The 14,246-nt window shown below is 70.5% G+C and carries 12 protein-coding genes; 10 read left to right on the forward strand and 2 right to left on the reverse strand.

Features of this window, described 5'->3' with window-relative positions; genetic code table 11:
* Positions 1 to 19 precede the first annotated feature (19 nt).
* The 3 genes from VKN16_26430 to VKN16_26440 are packed head-to-tail and all read left to right on the forward strand — an operon-like array spanning position 20 to position 2,968.
* Entirely contained in the window at positions 20 to 1,045 is a 1,026-nt protein-coding gene (locus VKN16_26430) for a type III polyketide synthase (GenBank protein ID HME97759.1), read from the forward strand.
* Between the two features lies 1 nt (position 1,046).
* Positions 1,047 to 1,769 carry a methyltransferase domain-containing protein gene (locus VKN16_26435; GenBank protein ID HME97760.1) on the forward strand — a complete coding sequence of 241 codons (723 nt, stop codon included), beginning with the start codon at positions 1,047 to 1,049 and terminating at the stop codon, positions 1,767 to 1,769.
* Positions 1,766 to 2,968, forward strand: a complete 1,203-nt coding sequence (locus VKN16_26440; GenBank protein ID HME97761.1) for an FAD-dependent oxidoreductase — start codon at positions 1,766 to 1,768, stop codon at positions 2,966 to 2,968. Before VKN16_26435 ends, VKN16_26440 begins: the two co-directional genes overlap by 4 nt.
* A 13-nt stretch (positions 2,969 to 2,981) precedes the next feature.
* Here VKN16_26440 and VKN16_26445 read toward each other — a convergent pair whose 3' ends face one another.
* On the reverse strand, positions 2,982 to 4,418 hold the full coding sequence (locus tag VKN16_26445; protein HME97762.1) for a M23 family metallopeptidase: 1,437 nt from the start codon (positions 4,416 to 4,418) through the stop codon (positions 2,982 to 2,984).
* Positions 4,419 to 4,478: 60 nt separating this feature from the next.
* Here VKN16_26445 and VKN16_26450 point away from each other — a divergent pair, with 60 nt between their 5' ends.
* The 7 genes from VKN16_26450 (at position 4,479) to VKN16_26480 (ending at position 12,686) form a co-directional block, all read left to right on the forward strand.
* A complete protein-coding gene (locus VKN16_26450; GenBank protein HME97763.1) occupies positions 4,479 to 4,937 on the forward strand; it encodes a hypothetical protein in 459 nt (152 codons plus the stop codon).
* A gap of 49 nt (positions 4,938 to 4,986) precedes the next feature.
* On the forward strand, positions 4,987 to 6,867 hold the full coding sequence (gene nuoL / locus VKN16_26455) for an NADH-quinone oxidoreductase subunit L (GenBank protein HME97764.1): 1,881 nt from the start codon (positions 4,987 to 4,989) through the stop codon (positions 6,865 to 6,867).
* A 7-nt stretch (positions 6,868 to 6,874) separates the two neighbouring features.
* Positions 6,875 to 8,392, forward strand: coding sequence for an NADH-quinone oxidoreductase subunit M (locus VKN16_26460; protein ID HME97765.1), 1,518 nt, complete (start codon positions 6,875 to 6,877; stop codon positions 8,390 to 8,392).
* Positions 8,389 to 9,861 (forward strand): NADH-quinone oxidoreductase subunit N, encoded by a 1,473-nt coding sequence (locus VKN16_26465; protein ID HME97766.1) that lies wholly within the window; start codon positions 8,389 to 8,391, stop codon positions 9,859 to 9,861. The genes VKN16_26460 and VKN16_26465 overlap by 4 nt, the downstream gene beginning before the upstream one ends.
* A 62-nt stretch (positions 9,862 to 9,923) precedes the next feature.
* Positions 9,924 to 10,703: an HAD-IIA family hydrolase gene (locus VKN16_26470; GenBank protein HME97767.1), complete on the forward strand. Its 780-nt coding sequence runs from the start codon at positions 9,924 to 9,926 to the stop codon at positions 10,701 to 10,703.
* A gap of 4 nt (positions 10,704 to 10,707) precedes the next feature.
* Positions 10,708 to 12,345 carry a glycerol-3-phosphate dehydrogenase/oxidase gene (locus tag VKN16_26475; GenBank protein ID HME97768.1) on the forward strand — a complete coding sequence of 546 codons (1,638 nt, stop codon included), beginning with the start codon at positions 10,708 to 10,710 and terminating at the stop codon, positions 12,343 to 12,345.
* The gene (locus VKN16_26480; GenBank protein ID HME97769.1) at positions 12,342 to 12,686 is read left to right on the forward strand and encodes a hypothetical protein; all 345 of its coding nucleotides are present in this window, start codon (positions 12,342 to 12,344) and stop codon (positions 12,684 to 12,686) included. The genes VKN16_26475 and VKN16_26480 overlap by 4 nt, the downstream gene beginning before the upstream one ends.
* 9 nt (positions 12,687 to 12,695) lie before the next feature.
* Here the strand turns inward: VKN16_26480 and VKN16_26485 are convergent, their stop codons facing one another.
* Positions 12,696 to 14,240, reverse strand: coding sequence for an ABC transporter substrate-binding protein (locus tag VKN16_26485; GenBank protein ID HME97770.1), 1,545 nt, complete (start codon positions 14,238 to 14,240; stop codon positions 12,696 to 12,698).
* Between the last annotated feature and the right edge of the window lie 6 nt (positions 14,241 to 14,246).

Consider the following 14,246-nt stretch of genomic DNA (forward strand, 5'->3'; position numbering starts at 1 on the left):
CGGTGTAGCCTGCGCCATCATGGCCCGGCCCAGGATCGAGGCGGTCGCGACCGCCACTCCGCCCTGGCAATACGACCAGGCCACCGTGCTGCGCATGTCGGGTTACGACGATCCGCGGCGCATGGGATTCTTCAGCAACAGCCTCATCGAGACGCGCCACCTCTACATGGACCCGGAGACGTTCACGCCCGACGAGAGCGTGGACCAGCTCAACGACCGCTGGCGCCGGGGGGCGGTCGCGGTGGGCCAGCAGGCGGTGGCGCGGGCCATCGAGCGGGCGGGCTGGCGGCGCGAGGACGTGGACTTCATCGCCACCACGACCTGCACCGGGCGGGTGTGCCCGAGCCTCGACGCGCAGATCATCAACGAGCTGGGGCTCAAGCCCACGATCCAGCGGGTGCACGTGGGCGACACCGGCTGCGCGAGCGCGATGGTGGCGATGCAGCAGGTGTCCAATCACCTGCGCGCGTTCCCCGATCACCGCGCGGTGATGGTCGCGGTCGAGATCTGCTCGGCCGCCTACTTCCTCGACGACCGGCTGGAGAGCGCGGTCGCGCACGCCATCTTCGCGGACGGCGCGGGCGCCATCGCCATCGGCCGGGACGGGGCCGGGCCCGAGATCGTGGAGCACCGCACGCTGTTCCGCTCCGAGCACCTGGGCGCGATGGGCTTCGAGTATCCGGGCGGCCGCCCGCGGGTGGTGCTCTCCAAGGACGTGCGCCGCATCGGGGCGGGCATGATGAAGGAGATGGCCGACCTCCTGATGGCGAGCCACGGGCTCAAGAAGGAGGACATCGCGCATTTCGTGCTGCACTCCGCGGGCCGTCGCGTCATCGAGCAGGTGGGCCGGGTGATGGAGCTGGACGACTCTCGGCTGGCGCACTCCCGATCCGTGCTCCAGCAGTTCGGCAACATGTCGTCCGCCACCGTGGTGTTCGTGCTCGACGATCTGCTGCGATCGCACGAGCCGGCGCCGGGCGACTGGGGCCTCATGATCGCCCTCGGCCCCGGCTTCGCCGCCGAGGGCGCCCTGCTGCGCTGGTAGCATGCCGTTCCTTCCGCCCCTCGCCCGCGCCGCGGGCGCGCTGGAGATCATCGACGGCCCTCCCGTGCCGTTCGCGGATCTCGCGTGCTGCATGACGGACATCGCGCGCGTCAACGGCTGGTTCTTCGGGCGCATGGTCACGATGATCCACGTCAAGCGGATGGTCTCCGTGCTCCCCGCCGATCGCGTCGTCACGGTGCTGGACGTGGGCACCGGCGGGGCCGACATTCCCCGCGCGGTGGTGCGGTGGGCCCGGCGGGCCGGCCGGCGCGTGCGGGTGTTCGCCCTCGATCGCGACCCGGCCACGCTGCGGATCGCCGCGGAGGCGAGCCGGACGTATCCGGAGATCACCTTCGTGCGGGGCGACGCGCTCGCGCTGCCGATCCGCCCGGGCGCGGTGGACCTCACCATCTCCGCCATGACGCTGCACCACCTGGAGCCCGACGCGGCGGTGCGCTACCTGGCCGAGATGGACGCGGCCGCGCGGGTGGGGTTCGTGGTCAACGACCTGGTGCGGACCCGGCTCGCCCACGCGGTGGTATGGCTGATCACCCGCTTCGTCACGCGCAGCGCGATCTCGCGCCACGACGGACCGCTCTCGGTGCTGCGCTCGTACACGCCGCCCGAGGTGACCGCGCTGTGCGAGAAGGCGGGATTGCTCGACGCCTCGGTGGTGTACCACTGGCCGTATCTGCGGCTCTGCGCGGTGCGGGAGCGGCGGTGACCGCCGCCCGCGCCGACGTGGTGGTGGTGGGCGCGGGGCCGGCCGGCTCCGCCGCCGCGATCCTGCTCGCCGAGCGCGGCTGGTCGGTCACGCTGCTCGACAAGGCGGCCTTCCCGCGTCCGAAGATCTGCGGCGAGTACCTCTCGCCGGAGGGGGCGCGCGTGCTCGATCGGCTCGGCGCGCTGAAGGCGGTGGATGCGGCGGGCGCGCAGCCGCTCCACGGCATGCGCATCGTCGCTCCCGACGGCACCGTGCTCGACGGCACGTATCCGACCGGCGGGCGATGGCGCGGCTATCGCGACCACGCGCTGGCGATCCGGCGGGAGATCTTCGACCGCGTGCTGCTCGAGCGGGCGCGGGCCCTGCCGGTGGACGTGCGCGAGCGCCATCGCGTGACCGGCCTGATGCGCGAGGGCTCGGCGGTGGCCGGCGTGCACGCGGAGGCGCCGGATGGATCGCCCGTCGACGTCCGCGGCCGGCTCGTGGTCGGGGCCGACGGGCGCGCGTCGGTGGTGGCCCACGCGCTCGGGCTGATTCGGCCTCACCGGCTGAAGCGGCTGGCGCTCATCCGGCACGTGAGCGGCATCGAGGACCTCGGCGGCCGGGGGGAGATCCACGTGGACCCGCCCGACTACTGCATCTTGAATCCGGTGGCGCCCGGCATCGTCAATCTCGGCCTCGTGGTGCCGCTCGCCCACGCGCGGCCGTTCAGCGGCCGGCTGGAGACCTTCTTCGCGGCGCGGCTCAAGCAGCTGCGGCGGGTGCCGGCGCGGATCCACGGCATGCGGCCCGAGGGCCCGCTGATGGCGATGGGGCCGCTCGCGTATCGCGTGGCCGAGCCGCGCGTGGCCGGCGTGATGCTGGCCGGCGACGCGGCCGGCTTCTACGACCCGTTCACCGGCGAGGGGCTCTACACCGCGCTGCGGTCGGCCGAGATGCTGGCGGAGGTGGCGCACGCCGCGCTCTCCGCGGGCGATCTCTCCGCCGCCGCGCTGGCTCCGTACTCGCGGGGGCGGCGGGAGGCGTTTCGGGACAAGGCGCGCGTGACCCGGGCGCTGCAGGTCATCATCGCGCGACGGCGCCCGGCCAACCTTGCCGCCCACGTCCTGCAGCGGCGCCCGGCGCTGCTGTCGATGCTGATGGGTGTGATCGGGGACTTCGTGCCGCCGCGGGAGCTGCTGCGGGCGATGTGGGGGTAGGGGAGCGGGCGAACTAGCGGGGGCGGGGTCGGCGACGGGGCGACGGCGAGGTGGCCGGGCGCTCCTCGTCGGTCCCCGCGGCCGGCTGGTCGGATTGCAGCAGGGGGATGTTGGCCTCGCGGAGCGGGCGGCCCACGTGGTCGCGGATCCACTTGCCGTCCCACCACTCCACCGGCGTCACCGAGATACCCTGGATGAGCACCTCGAAGTGGAGGTGATCGCCGAGGGCCAGGCCGGTGGCGCCGCTCCGGCCGAGCTCCTGGCCCTTCTTCACCTGGTCACCGTCCTTCACCTCGAGGGTCGACAGGTGGCCGTAGAGGGTCTGCAATCCCCAGCCGTGATCCACTACCACCGCGTTGCCGTAGATGGTGAGCGGCGCGGCCCAGACCACCACCCCCGAGTTCGCCGCGGGGACCGGGCTCGTCTTCAGCGACGCGAGGTCGTAACCCAGGTGCACCTGGCTGTCGACGGCCTTGCCCTGATAGCGGTAGGTGCGGGTCTCCGCGAAGTTCGAGAACACCTTGGTATTGCGCGGCTGGATGAACGCGCCCTCGAAGAGGGGAGCGGGCCGGCTCTTCTGCGCGAGCTTCCGCTTCGTCTCCTCGGCTTCCTTCCGCTTGTCGCGATTGACGGTGAGAAAGGCGGCGAGCAGCTGATCGGGCGGGATCTGCCCGCGCTCGGGGAGGAGCTCCGGCATCTTGCTGGCGAGGAACTGCTCGCTGATCTCGATGGTGTCCGTCGGGAACTTGCGGGGGCGGATCTCGACGGCGAGCGCGCGTGACACCGCGTTGCCCGCCTCGTCCTGGGCGGAGACCGTCATCGGCGAGTTGGGGGCGAGGTTCCAGGGCAGGGCGTAGAGGGCGGCGTGCAGTCCCGAGTCGGGCGCGCCGGCCGGGAAGGCGGGGAAGAAGAGGTCGCCCACCGCGACGCCCACGCGCGCGGCGCCCTTCGCCCGCATCGCCACCAGCCCGCCCCCGCCGCGCGAGAGATAGCGGGTGGAGGCGAGAACCTCGAGGGTCGGCGGCGTGAAGTCGAGCGTGATCGGCACGCTCGCGATGATCCGGTCGTCCACGCGGATGGGGCGCCAGAAGCCGTCGCGCGCTCGCACCTCCAGGGCGGCCGCGCCCTCGCGCAGGCCCAGCGTGCCGCCCGCGATGATCAGCTGCACGCGCTGCTCGTTGCTGGGCGGACCGGAGAAGGTCTGCTGCGCGACGTTGACGCGGGTCCCGCCCTGCATCAGACGCACGTCGACGGCCTGGACGCCGCCGCGGGTCGCGCGCAGGTCCAGGGTGACCGGGGTGCGGGCGCCGATGAACCTGGGCGTCGGCTGGAACTCCACGCGCACCGCGGGTACGCTCTGCCGCCACGCGAGATAGCCGAGGCCCCCGAGCACCGCCACGATGGGGATGAAGAAGATGATCAGCCAGACCCGGATGCGCGACCGTGCCACCCCGTCATGGTAGCAGCCGGTGAAATTCCCACCTAAGATTTGCGCGTAGAATCGGGGCTCGTGTCCACTCGGCGGGACTGGGGAAACATTTTCCGGATCGCCGCCGCGGCCGGCTTCGCCGCGAGCGCGGCGCTCCATCTCGCCACCTTCACGCCGCTGCCGCCCGCGGTCGGCGCCGCGAGCGCGGTGACGCTCTTCCTCGGCGCGCTCGGGCTGCTCGCGGCCATGATCGTGCGGCTGCGCGCGGCCGGCGCGCCGCTGCGCGGGCAGGGGACGGTGCGCGTGGTGGACTGGCGCCGGCTCGCCGCCTTCGTGCCGGAGGGTACGCGGCGCGCCACGCTCGCGGTGGTGGCCTACGTGCTGATGAACTTCGTGCTCTGTCTGGTGTTCCTCGACGAGAGTGCGGGCAGCGTGCGGCTGCTCTCCGGCCACCTGCTGCTCTTCTATTTGATTCCGCTGTTGTATTTTCGCTTCGTGGAGCCGCGCCTGCGCGACGGCGGCGACCGGTCCGATCCTTGACACTCCGGCCCGCTTCCGCTTAGAGTGTTGCGGGTTTGCACCCGAACTCATGTCACGACTCGTCTGGCTGATCCCGCTGTTCCCGCTCGCCGGCGCCGTCGTCAACGCCCTCCTCGGGCGCCTCATCGGCCACAAGGCGCACTGGCTCGCGGTATCTGCGCCGCTGGCCTCGTTCGTCACCTCGTGCTTCGTCTTCAACCGGGTGTGGCACGGCGAGACGTGGACCGGTGATCTCTTCCCGTGGGTGGTGGCGGAGCCGTTCCACACCGCGGTCACCGCCCAGGTCGATCAGCTCACCGCGGTGATGCTGCTCGTGGTGACCGGGGTGGGCTTCCTCATCCACGTCTACTCCGTGGGCTACATGCACGGCGATGGGGGCTACGCCCGCTTCTTCACCTACATGAACCTGTTCGTGTTCTCGATGGTGATGCTGGTGCTCGCCGGCAACTTCCTCGTCCTCTACGTCTTCTGGGAAGCGGTGGGCCTCTGCTCGTACCTGCTCATCGGCTTCTGGTACGAGAAGCAATCGGCCTCCGACGCGGGCAAGAAGGCCTTCATCGTGAACCGGGTCGGCGACTTCGGCTTCGGCCTCGGCATCATGCTGATCTGGGTCACCTTCGGGACGCTGACCTATTCGGAGGTCTTCGCCAAGGCCGACGGCAGCGTCGGCGGCGGTGTGTACCTGGCCATCGCGCTGCTGCTGTTCATGGGCGCGACCGGCAAGTCCGCCCAGCTGCCGCTCTTCACCTGGCTGCCCGACGCGATGGAGGGGCCCACCCCGGTGTCGGCCCTCATCCACGCGGCCACCATGGTGACCGCGGGCGTGTACATGGTGGCGCGCTGCCACAAGCTCTTCGAGATGGCGCCGCTGAGCCTGGAGATCGTGGCCTGGGTGGGCGGGCTCACCGCGGTGTTCGCGGCCACCATCGGGCTCGTGCAGACCGACATCAAGCGCGTGCTGGCCTACTCCACCATCAGCCAGCTCGGCTACATGTTCGTCGGGGTCGGCGTCGGGGCGTACTCGGCCGGCATCTTCCACCTGATCTCGCACGCGTTCTTCAAGGCCCTGCTGTTCCTGGGCGCGGGCAGCGTGATCCACGGCCTGGGCGGCGAGCAGGACCTGCGCAAGATGGGCGGCCTCGCGCCGCGCATGATGACCACCACCGTGACCTTCCTGGTCGGCGCCTTCGGCCTCGCCGGGGTGCCGCCCCTCTCCGGCTTCTTCTCGAAGGACGAGATCCTGGCCTCGGTGTTCCACGAGCACCACTACGTGCTGTGGCTGCTCCTGATGGTCGGCGCCTTCCTCACCGCGTTCTACACGTTCCGCCTCGTGTTCCTCGCCTTCTTCGGCGGCCCGCGCATGTCGAAGGAGGTGGCGCACCATATCCACGAATCGCCCGCGTCCATGACCGTCCCGCTGATCGTCCTCGCGATCCTGACCGTGGTGGCCGGCCTCGCGGTGGGCATTCCGTCCTCGCACGGGACCGCCTTCGCGCGCTTCCTCTCCCCGGTGCTGCCGCTGGACGAGGCCGAGCACAGCGCGGGCGTGGCCTTCTCGCTGCTGGTGCTCTCGGCGCTGGTGGCCATTTCGGGGGTGGCGGTGGCCTGGCTCGTGTACGGGCGCAGCCCGGCGCGCGCCACCTCCATCGGGGTGGCCCGGAACCCGGTCCACCGCCTGCTCCTGAACGGCTACTACGTCGACCAGATCTACGACGCGGTGATCGTCAAGCCGATCTACCACCTGTCGCTCTGGTTCGCGCGCATCTTCGACCCGAGCGTGATCGACGGCATCGTGAACGGGGTCGCCGCCGCGATGGCGGGCTGGGCGCGTGGCCTGCGCCGGGTGCAGACCGGGTTCGTGATGAACTACGCCTTCGGCATCCTGCTCGGCGCGGTGGCGGTGGTGGCCTACCTGCTCACGCGCCGGTAGACGCGCGATGGCCTATCTCCTCACCCTGGTCACGTTCCTCCCCGCGCTGGGCGCGCTGCTGGTGCTGGCCCTGCCCCGGCGCCAGGACTCGGCGGTCCGGTACGCGACGCTGCTGACCACCGCGGCGACCTTCGTGATCTCGCTGCCCCTCTACTTCCGCTTCGATCCTTCGCTCGCCGACTACCAGTTCGTGGAGCAGCGGCCGTGGATCCCCTCGCTCGGGGTGACGTACCACCTCGGGGTGGACGGCATCAGCGTGCTGCTGGTCCTGCTGACCACGTTCCTGATGCCGCTGGTCATCCTGTCGTCGTGGACCTCGGTGGAGTCGCGCTGGAAGGAATTCGCGATCACCATGCTGCTCCTGGAGACCGGCATGGTCGGGGTCTTCGTGTCCCTCGACCTCTTCCTCTTCTACGTCTTCTGGGAGGCGATGCTGATCCCGATGTACCTGATCATCGGGATCTGGGGCGGGCCCAACCGGGTCTACGCCGCGGTCAAGTTCATCCTCTATACGTTGACCGGCTCGCTCCTGATGCTGGTGGCCATCCTGGTGCTCTACTTCCAGCACGGAGTCGCCACCAATATCTACACGTTCGACCTGCCGGTGCTCGCCCGGTACGTGGTGCCGGCCGGGACGACCCAGAATCTGTTGTTCCTGGCCTTCGCGCTGGCCTTCGCGATCAAGGTGCCGATGTTCCCGTTCCACACCTGGCTGCCCGACGCCCACGTGGAGGCGCCGACCGCGGGCAGCGTGATCCTGGCCGGCGTGCTCCTGAAGATGGGCACCTACGGCTTCCTGCGCTTCTGCCTGCCCCTGTTCCCGACCGCGAGCCTGCACTACGCGCCGCTGATCTTCGCGCTCTCGGTCATCGGCATCATCTACGGGGCGTGGGTCTCGACGGTGCAGGCCGACATCAAGAAGCTGGTGGCCTACTCGAGCGTGAGCCACCTGGGCTTCGTGGTGCTCGGGCTCTTCACCCTCACCCCGCAGGGCCTGGTCGGCGGCCTCATCCAGATGGTGAACCACGGGCTCAGCACCGGCGCGCTCTTCCTCATGGTCGGCATGATCTACGAGCGCCGGCACACCCGCCTCATCGCCGACTTCGGCGGGCTGTGGAGCGTGATCCCGGCCTTCAGCGCGATCTTCCTGATCGTGTGCCTGTCCTCGCTCGGGCTGCCCGGGTTGAACGGGTTCGTGGGCGAGTTCCTGGTGCTGCTGGGCGCCTTCCAGGTGGACCGGCTCGCCGCGGTGCTGGGCACCAGCGGCATCATCTTCGCGGCGGTGTACCTCTTGTGGATGTACCAGCGGGTGTGCTTCGGCCCGGTGGCCTCCGAGGCCAACCGGCGGCTCCGGGACCTGACCCCGCGCGAGTGGGCGGTGCTGCTGCCGGTGCTGCTCTTCATCTTCTGGATCGGGGTGTACCCGACCACCTTCACCGCCATGACCGAGCCGAGCGTGCAGGCGCTGATCACGCAGGTCCAGAGCAAGGCGCAGGCGACCGCCGCGATGGTGGCGCCGCGGTGAACCCCCCGCTCGTCCTGCCCGTCGTCGACCTGCGGCCGATCCTGCCGATGCTGGTCCTGGCCGCCACCGCGGCCGTCGTGCTGCTGCTCGACCTGGTGCCGCCGCGCGACCGCAAGGAGCACCTCGGCTTCGTCAGCGCGCTCGGAGTGGTGGCCACGCTGGTCGTCACCTTCTGGATGGTGTTCGCCACCGGCGGCGCCGAGCTGCGCGGCTTCCGGGGCATGGTGGTGCTGGATTCGTACGCCCTCTTCTTCAACGTCGTGATCGGCTACGCGGCGGGCCTGGTGCTCCTGCTCTCGATGGACTACATCCGGCGCGAGGGCCAGGAGTCGGGCGAGTTCTACATCCTGGTGCTGCTCTCCGCGCTCGGGATGATGCTGATGGCCGCGGCGGGCGACCTGATCATCGTGTTCCTCGGGCTCGAGACCATGTCGATCGCCCTCTACGTGCTGGCCGGCTTCTTCCGCACTCGCATCGAGGCGGGCGAGGCCTCGATGAAGTACTTCCTGGTCGGGGCCTTCGCCTCCGGCTTCTTCCTGTACGGCATCGCCCTGATCTTCGGCGCCACCGGCACCACCAACCTCGACCGCATCGCCAACGCGGTCGCCGCGGGGGCCGGCAAGGATCCGATGCTGGTCATCGGTCTCGGGCTCCTGCTGGTGGGTTTCGGCTTCAAGATCTCCTCGGTGCCCTTCCACATGTGGGCCCCCGACGTGTACGAGGGCGCCCCGACCTCGATCACCGCCTTCATCGCCACCGGGTCCAAGGCGGCCGCCTTCGCCGCGCTGCTGCGGGTGCTGCTCACCGCGGTGCGGCAGATTCCGCTGGACTGGGTGATGCTGCTGTGGGTGATGTCCGCGGTCACCATGACGGTGGGCAACGTGGTGGCGCTGGCCCAGCAGAACTTCAAGCGCATGCTGGCCTACTCCTCGATCGCCCACGTGGGCTACATGCTGGTCGGGGTGGTGGCGGGCGGCGCGCTCGGCAACGGCAGCGTGCTCTTCTACATGCTCGCCTACACCTTCACCACCGCGGGCGCCTTCGGGGTGATCGTGCTGCTGGAGCGGGCCGGGCAGGAGGCGGTGAAGATCGACGACTTCGGCGGCCTCGCCGCGCGGCATCCGCTGCTGGCCCTGGCCCTGTCCATCTTCCTGCTCTCGCTGATCGGCATCCCACCCACCGCCGGCTTCGTGGGGAAGTTCTACCTGTTCGGCGCCGCGGTGAAGTCGGGCTACGTGTGGCTGGCCGTGATCGGCGTGCTGAACTCCGCGGTCGCCGCGTACTACTATCTGCGCCTCATCGTCTACATGTACATGCGCGAGCCCCAGGGCGCGCCCACGGTGCTGGCCCCGTCGCTGTCGGGGGCGCTCGCCCTGATGGTCGCGCTGTGGGGCGTGGTGCAGCTCGGCGTCGCGCCCGGCCCGCTGTTCGATCTGGCCCAGGCCGCCGTCGTTCCGCTGCTCAGATAGTGCGCGCACCCTCACCCCGGCCTCTTTTCCCTCTCCCCTTCGGGCAGAGGGCAAGGTGAGGGGTGGTTCCTCGCCTCCCCTACCGCGGCTGGCTCTTCGACCTCGACGGCACCGTCTATCTGGGCGAGCGCCTGATCCCCGGCGCCGACGCGGTCATCGCGGCGATCCGCGGGGCGGGCCGGCGCGTGGCGTTCCTGTCCAACAAGCCGCTCGAGACCCGCGCGGACTACGCGGCCAAGCTCACGCGCCTCGGGGTGCCCGCCGCGCCCGACGACGTCATCAACTCCTCGCTGGTGCTCGCGCGCTACCTGCGCGACCGCGATCCCGGCGCGCCGGTCTTCGTCATCGGCGAGCCGCCGATGCGGAACGAGATGGCCGCCCACGGCTTCGAGGTGCGGCCGGACGAGCGGGTGCGCTGGGTGGTGATCGCGTTCGATCGCACCTTCGACTACGCGAAATTGAACGTCGCCCTGCAGGCGGTGAGGGGCGGCGCGCGCCTGATCGCCACGAATCCCGACCGCACCTGCCCGGTGGAGGGGGGTGAGATCCCCGACTGCGCCGGGATGATCGCGGCGGTCGAGGCGGTCACCGACCGGAAGGTGGAGACGATCGTGGGCAAGCCCTCGCCGATCATCCTGGAGGTGGCGCTCGCCGCCCTCGGGGTGCCGGCGCGCGAAGCCGCGATCGTGGGCGACCGCATCGAGACCGACATCGTGATGGGACGGCGGCTCGGGCTCGGCACCGTGCTCGTGCTGAGCGGGGTCACGCGCGCCGACGACGCCCGAATCGCCGCGGTGGCTCCGGACCACGTGTTACAGTCGATCCGAGATCTGGTGGAGTGATCGCGTGAGAGTGACGTCGGACCGACTGACCGCGCTGAACGACACCGAGCTGGACGCGGTGGTGATCGGCGGCGGCATGGCCGGCGCGGGCGTCGCGCGCGACCTGGCCCTGCGCGGCGCCTCGGTCGCCCTCTTCGAGAAGGGCGACTTCGCCTCGGGCACGTCCTCGAAATCCTCGAAGCTGATCCACGGCGGGCTCCGCTACCTCGAGCTGGCCGATTTCAAGCTGGTGCGCGAGTCGTTGCGCGAGAAGAAGACGCTCGAGCGGCTGGCGCCCCACCTGGTGCGGCCGCTCCCCTTCCTGGTGCCGATCTACCGGGGCGCCGCGCGCGGCCTCATCAAGGTCCGCCTCGGCATGTGGCTGTACGACCTGCTGACGCCGGGCAAGACCACCGAGCGCTACCGGGTGCTGAACCCGGCGGCCGCGCTCGCCCTGGTGCCGAGCGTGCAGGCCCAGGATCTGCGGGGCGCCGGCTACTACTTTGACGATCTGCTCCTCTACCCGGAGCGCCTGTGCCTGGAGAACGTCCTCTCCGCGGTGCGCCACGGGACGCGGGCCTTCAACTACTGCGAGATCGAGGAATTCGTGCACGGCCGGGGCGGCGTCGAGGGCGTGCAGGCGCGCGATCTGCTGAGCGGGCAGGTGCAGACGGTGCGGGCGAAGACCATCGTCAACTGCGCGGGCCCGTGGGTCGATCGCGTTCGGGCCATGGCGCGGGTGGCCGACCGGACCCCGCAGCTGCTCCGCACCACCAAGGGCATCCACTGCCTGCTGCCGCGCATGACCGACCGCGCGGTCTATCTCTCCGCCCACGACGAGCGCATGATCTTCGTCATCCCGTGGCGCGAGTTCTCGCTGGTCGGGACCACCGACACCGACTTCACCGGCGATCCGGATCGGCTCTGGGCGACCCGCGAGGAGGTCACGTATCTGCTGGACGAGGTCGCCAAGGTGCTGCCCGACAAGCGGGTGGCGCTGGAGAACGTGTCCTATACCTACGCGGGCGTGCGGCCGCTGTCCTACGAGCCGGGCGCCTCGGCCACTCGCGTCTCCCGCGACCACCAGGTGGTCCCCGAGGGCCCCGACGGCCGATTCCTGTCCGTCACGGGGACCAAGCTCACCTGCTTCCGCAGCCTGGCCGAGGACGTGGGCGACCGGGTGATGCGCGCGCTCGGCCGGCGCGAGCCCTCGCGCACCGGCCGCGCGATGCTGGACGGCACCGACGAGGACGCCGGCAAGATCGAGGTGCGCGCCTGGATGGACGTCTCCGAGGAGATGGCGGCGACCGGGCTGTCCAGGTCCGGGCTCCGGATGCTGGTGGAGACCTACGGCCGGACCTATCCGCGCGTGCTCGATCTGGCCCGCAAGCTGCCCGACGGCTACGAGCGCCTCTGCCCGAGCAATCTCGAGATCGTGGCCCAGCTCCACCACGCGGTGCGCGAGGAGATGGCGGTGTCGCTGCAGGACGTGCTGCTGCGCCGCACCGGCATCGGCCAGAGCCGGTGCCAGGGTCTCGATTGCGCCGAGTCCATCGCGGGACGCATGGCCGAGCTGGCCGGCTGGTCCCGTCGCCGGCTCGAGGCGGAGATCGCGGCCTACCTCGAGCACGTGGAGCGCAGTCGGCGGTTCCGCCAGCGATGAGGGCCCGCGTGGTGGCCCTGGCCCTGCTGCTCATGAGCGCGGCGGTGTCATCGGCCACCGATCAGGCCTGGCTTCTCGGCCGCTGGGAGATGACGCACGATCCCGACGGCGGCCCGAAGGACTGGCTCGAGTTCGCCACCGACGGCCGGGTGACCTCGACCAAGCCGGGCGGACAGCGGGTGACCGGCCGCTACCTCGCCTCGGAATCCGAGGTCCAGATGAACTTCAAGGTCGGCACCCTGTCGGTCATCGTCACGCTGGCCGCCGACGCCGACAAGCATCACCTCTACGCCAAATCGGCGCGGACCGGCAACACCGCGGTGTACGAGAAGCGACCGTAGCCGCCACGCTCAGGCGCGCCGCATCCGGAAGTTGGCCCGGCGCAGGTCGAACTGCTGGTCCGGACTGGGCGTGAACTCCACGTAGCGCTGCAGTCCGTAGTCCTCGATCGGCTGCAAGACCACGATCCACGGGTTCTCTTCGAGGAAGATCCTGGTCATCTCCCGGTAGGTCTCGGCCCGAGCGCTCTCGTCCCCGCTCCGCCGCGCGGCGACCGCGAGGCGGTCGAACTCGTCGTGGCGCCAGTAGTCGTGCGCCTGGCCCGGGCTGAGCAGTCGTCCCATCATGCCGTCGGGGTCGCGGATGATCGAGGTCGGATCCGACCACCAGACACCCTTGAAGGCCTGCTGCCGGTTCTTCTGGTGGCGGACGGCGGTGTCGATGACGTCGAGCACGACCTTGACCCCGACGTCCTCCCACATCTCGGCGATGGCCTCGGCCATGGCCCGGTCGTTGGCGATCATGCCCGCCGTCGTCTCGAAGTGGATCGCTTCGCCCCGGTAGCCCGCCTGCTTGAGCCGCTGGCGCGCGGCCCCGGGATCGTACGGCAGGGGTGGCCGCGACGCATCGTGCGCGGCGTCTCCGCGGGGGATGGGTCCGTTCGGCACCACACCGCGGCCGCGCCAGAGCTCCTTGAGGATGGTCTCCCGGTCGATGGCGAGGGACAGCGCCTGCCGGATCAACGGGTTGCTCAAGGGGGCGACCCAGACGTTGACCGCGAGCACGTAGAGACCCGCGTAGAGCACGCCGGCGACGCGGGTGGACGGCGCGGCCGCCACGCGGGCGCGGTCCTCGGGGGCCAGCGGCACGATCAGGTCGGCCGCACCGCGGAGGAGCAGGTCCGCCCGCCGCGCATGATCCGGGACCGACTGGAAGACCACCCGATCGACGTCGACACGGCCACCCCAATAGTCCGGATTGGCGTCGAGGACACATCGGTCGCCCCGGGTCTGCGACACGAAGCGGAAGGGCCCGCTGCCGATCGGACGCTCGTTGAAGACCTTGAACCCCACGCGGTCGACGTACGCCCAGGGGACGATGGACCCCACGCACGACGCGAGGCGCCCCGGCATGAGCAGATCGGGCCAGCGGGTATGGATGATCAGCGTCGCGGGATCGGGCGCCTCGGTCCGCTCGATCGCCGCGGTCCACCAGGATCCGAGGATGCGGGCGGCCTTCACTCGGGGGTCATGGGTCCGGTCGAGACTGTACTTGGCGTCGGCCGAGGTGAACGGCGTCCCGTCGTGCCAGCGCACGTCGGGCCGCAGGGCGAGCTGCCAGGTCGTGGGCGTCGTCCGCCTCCAGGCAGTCGCGAGGGCCGGGTGCAGGGTGCCGTCGGGATGACGGCGGACGAGGGTGTCGAAGAGGTTGAAGGCCACGCGCCAGTCGTTCGACAGGGTGGATCCGTGAGGATCGAGGCTGGTGACGTCGAAGGACTGGGCGACCACCAGCTCCCGCTTCCTCGTCGTCTCCGCGGCGGCGCGGCGCACCGTCGTCGGCGCCATGCCGGCGGCCAGTCCCAGGGAGCCGCGCGAGAGAAATCCCCGACGGTCCATCCACCG

It is taken from the genome of Candidatus Methylomirabilota bacterium (assembly GCA_035315345.1).
Lineage (GTDB): Bacteria > Methylomirabilota > Methylomirabilia > Rokubacteriales > CSP1-6 > CAMLFJ01.

Coding starts and splice junctions, on each gene's coding strand:
- nuoL (HME97764.1), top strand. CDS start 4,987: ATGTCACGACTCGTCTGGCTGATCCCGCTGTTCCCGCTCGCCGGCGCC.
- VKN16_26430 (HME97759.1), top strand. CDS start 20: ATGGCCCGGCCCAGGATCGAGGCGGTCGCGACCGCCACTCCGCCCTGG.
- VKN16_26460 (HME97765.1), top strand. CDS start 6,875: ATGGCCTATCTCCTCACCCTGGTCACGTTCCTCCCCGCGCTGGGCGCG.
- VKN16_26480 (HME97769.1), top strand. CDS start 12,342: ATGAGGGCCCGCGTGGTGGCCCTGGCCCTGCTGCTCATGAGCGCGGCG.
- VKN16_26485 (HME97770.1), bottom strand. CDS start 14,240: ATGGACCGTCGGGGATTTCTCTCGCGCGGCTCCCTGGGACTGGCCGCC.
- VKN16_26435 (HME97760.1), top strand. CDS start 1,047: ATGCCGTTCCTTCCGCCCCTCGCCCGCGCCGCGGGCGCGCTGGAGATC.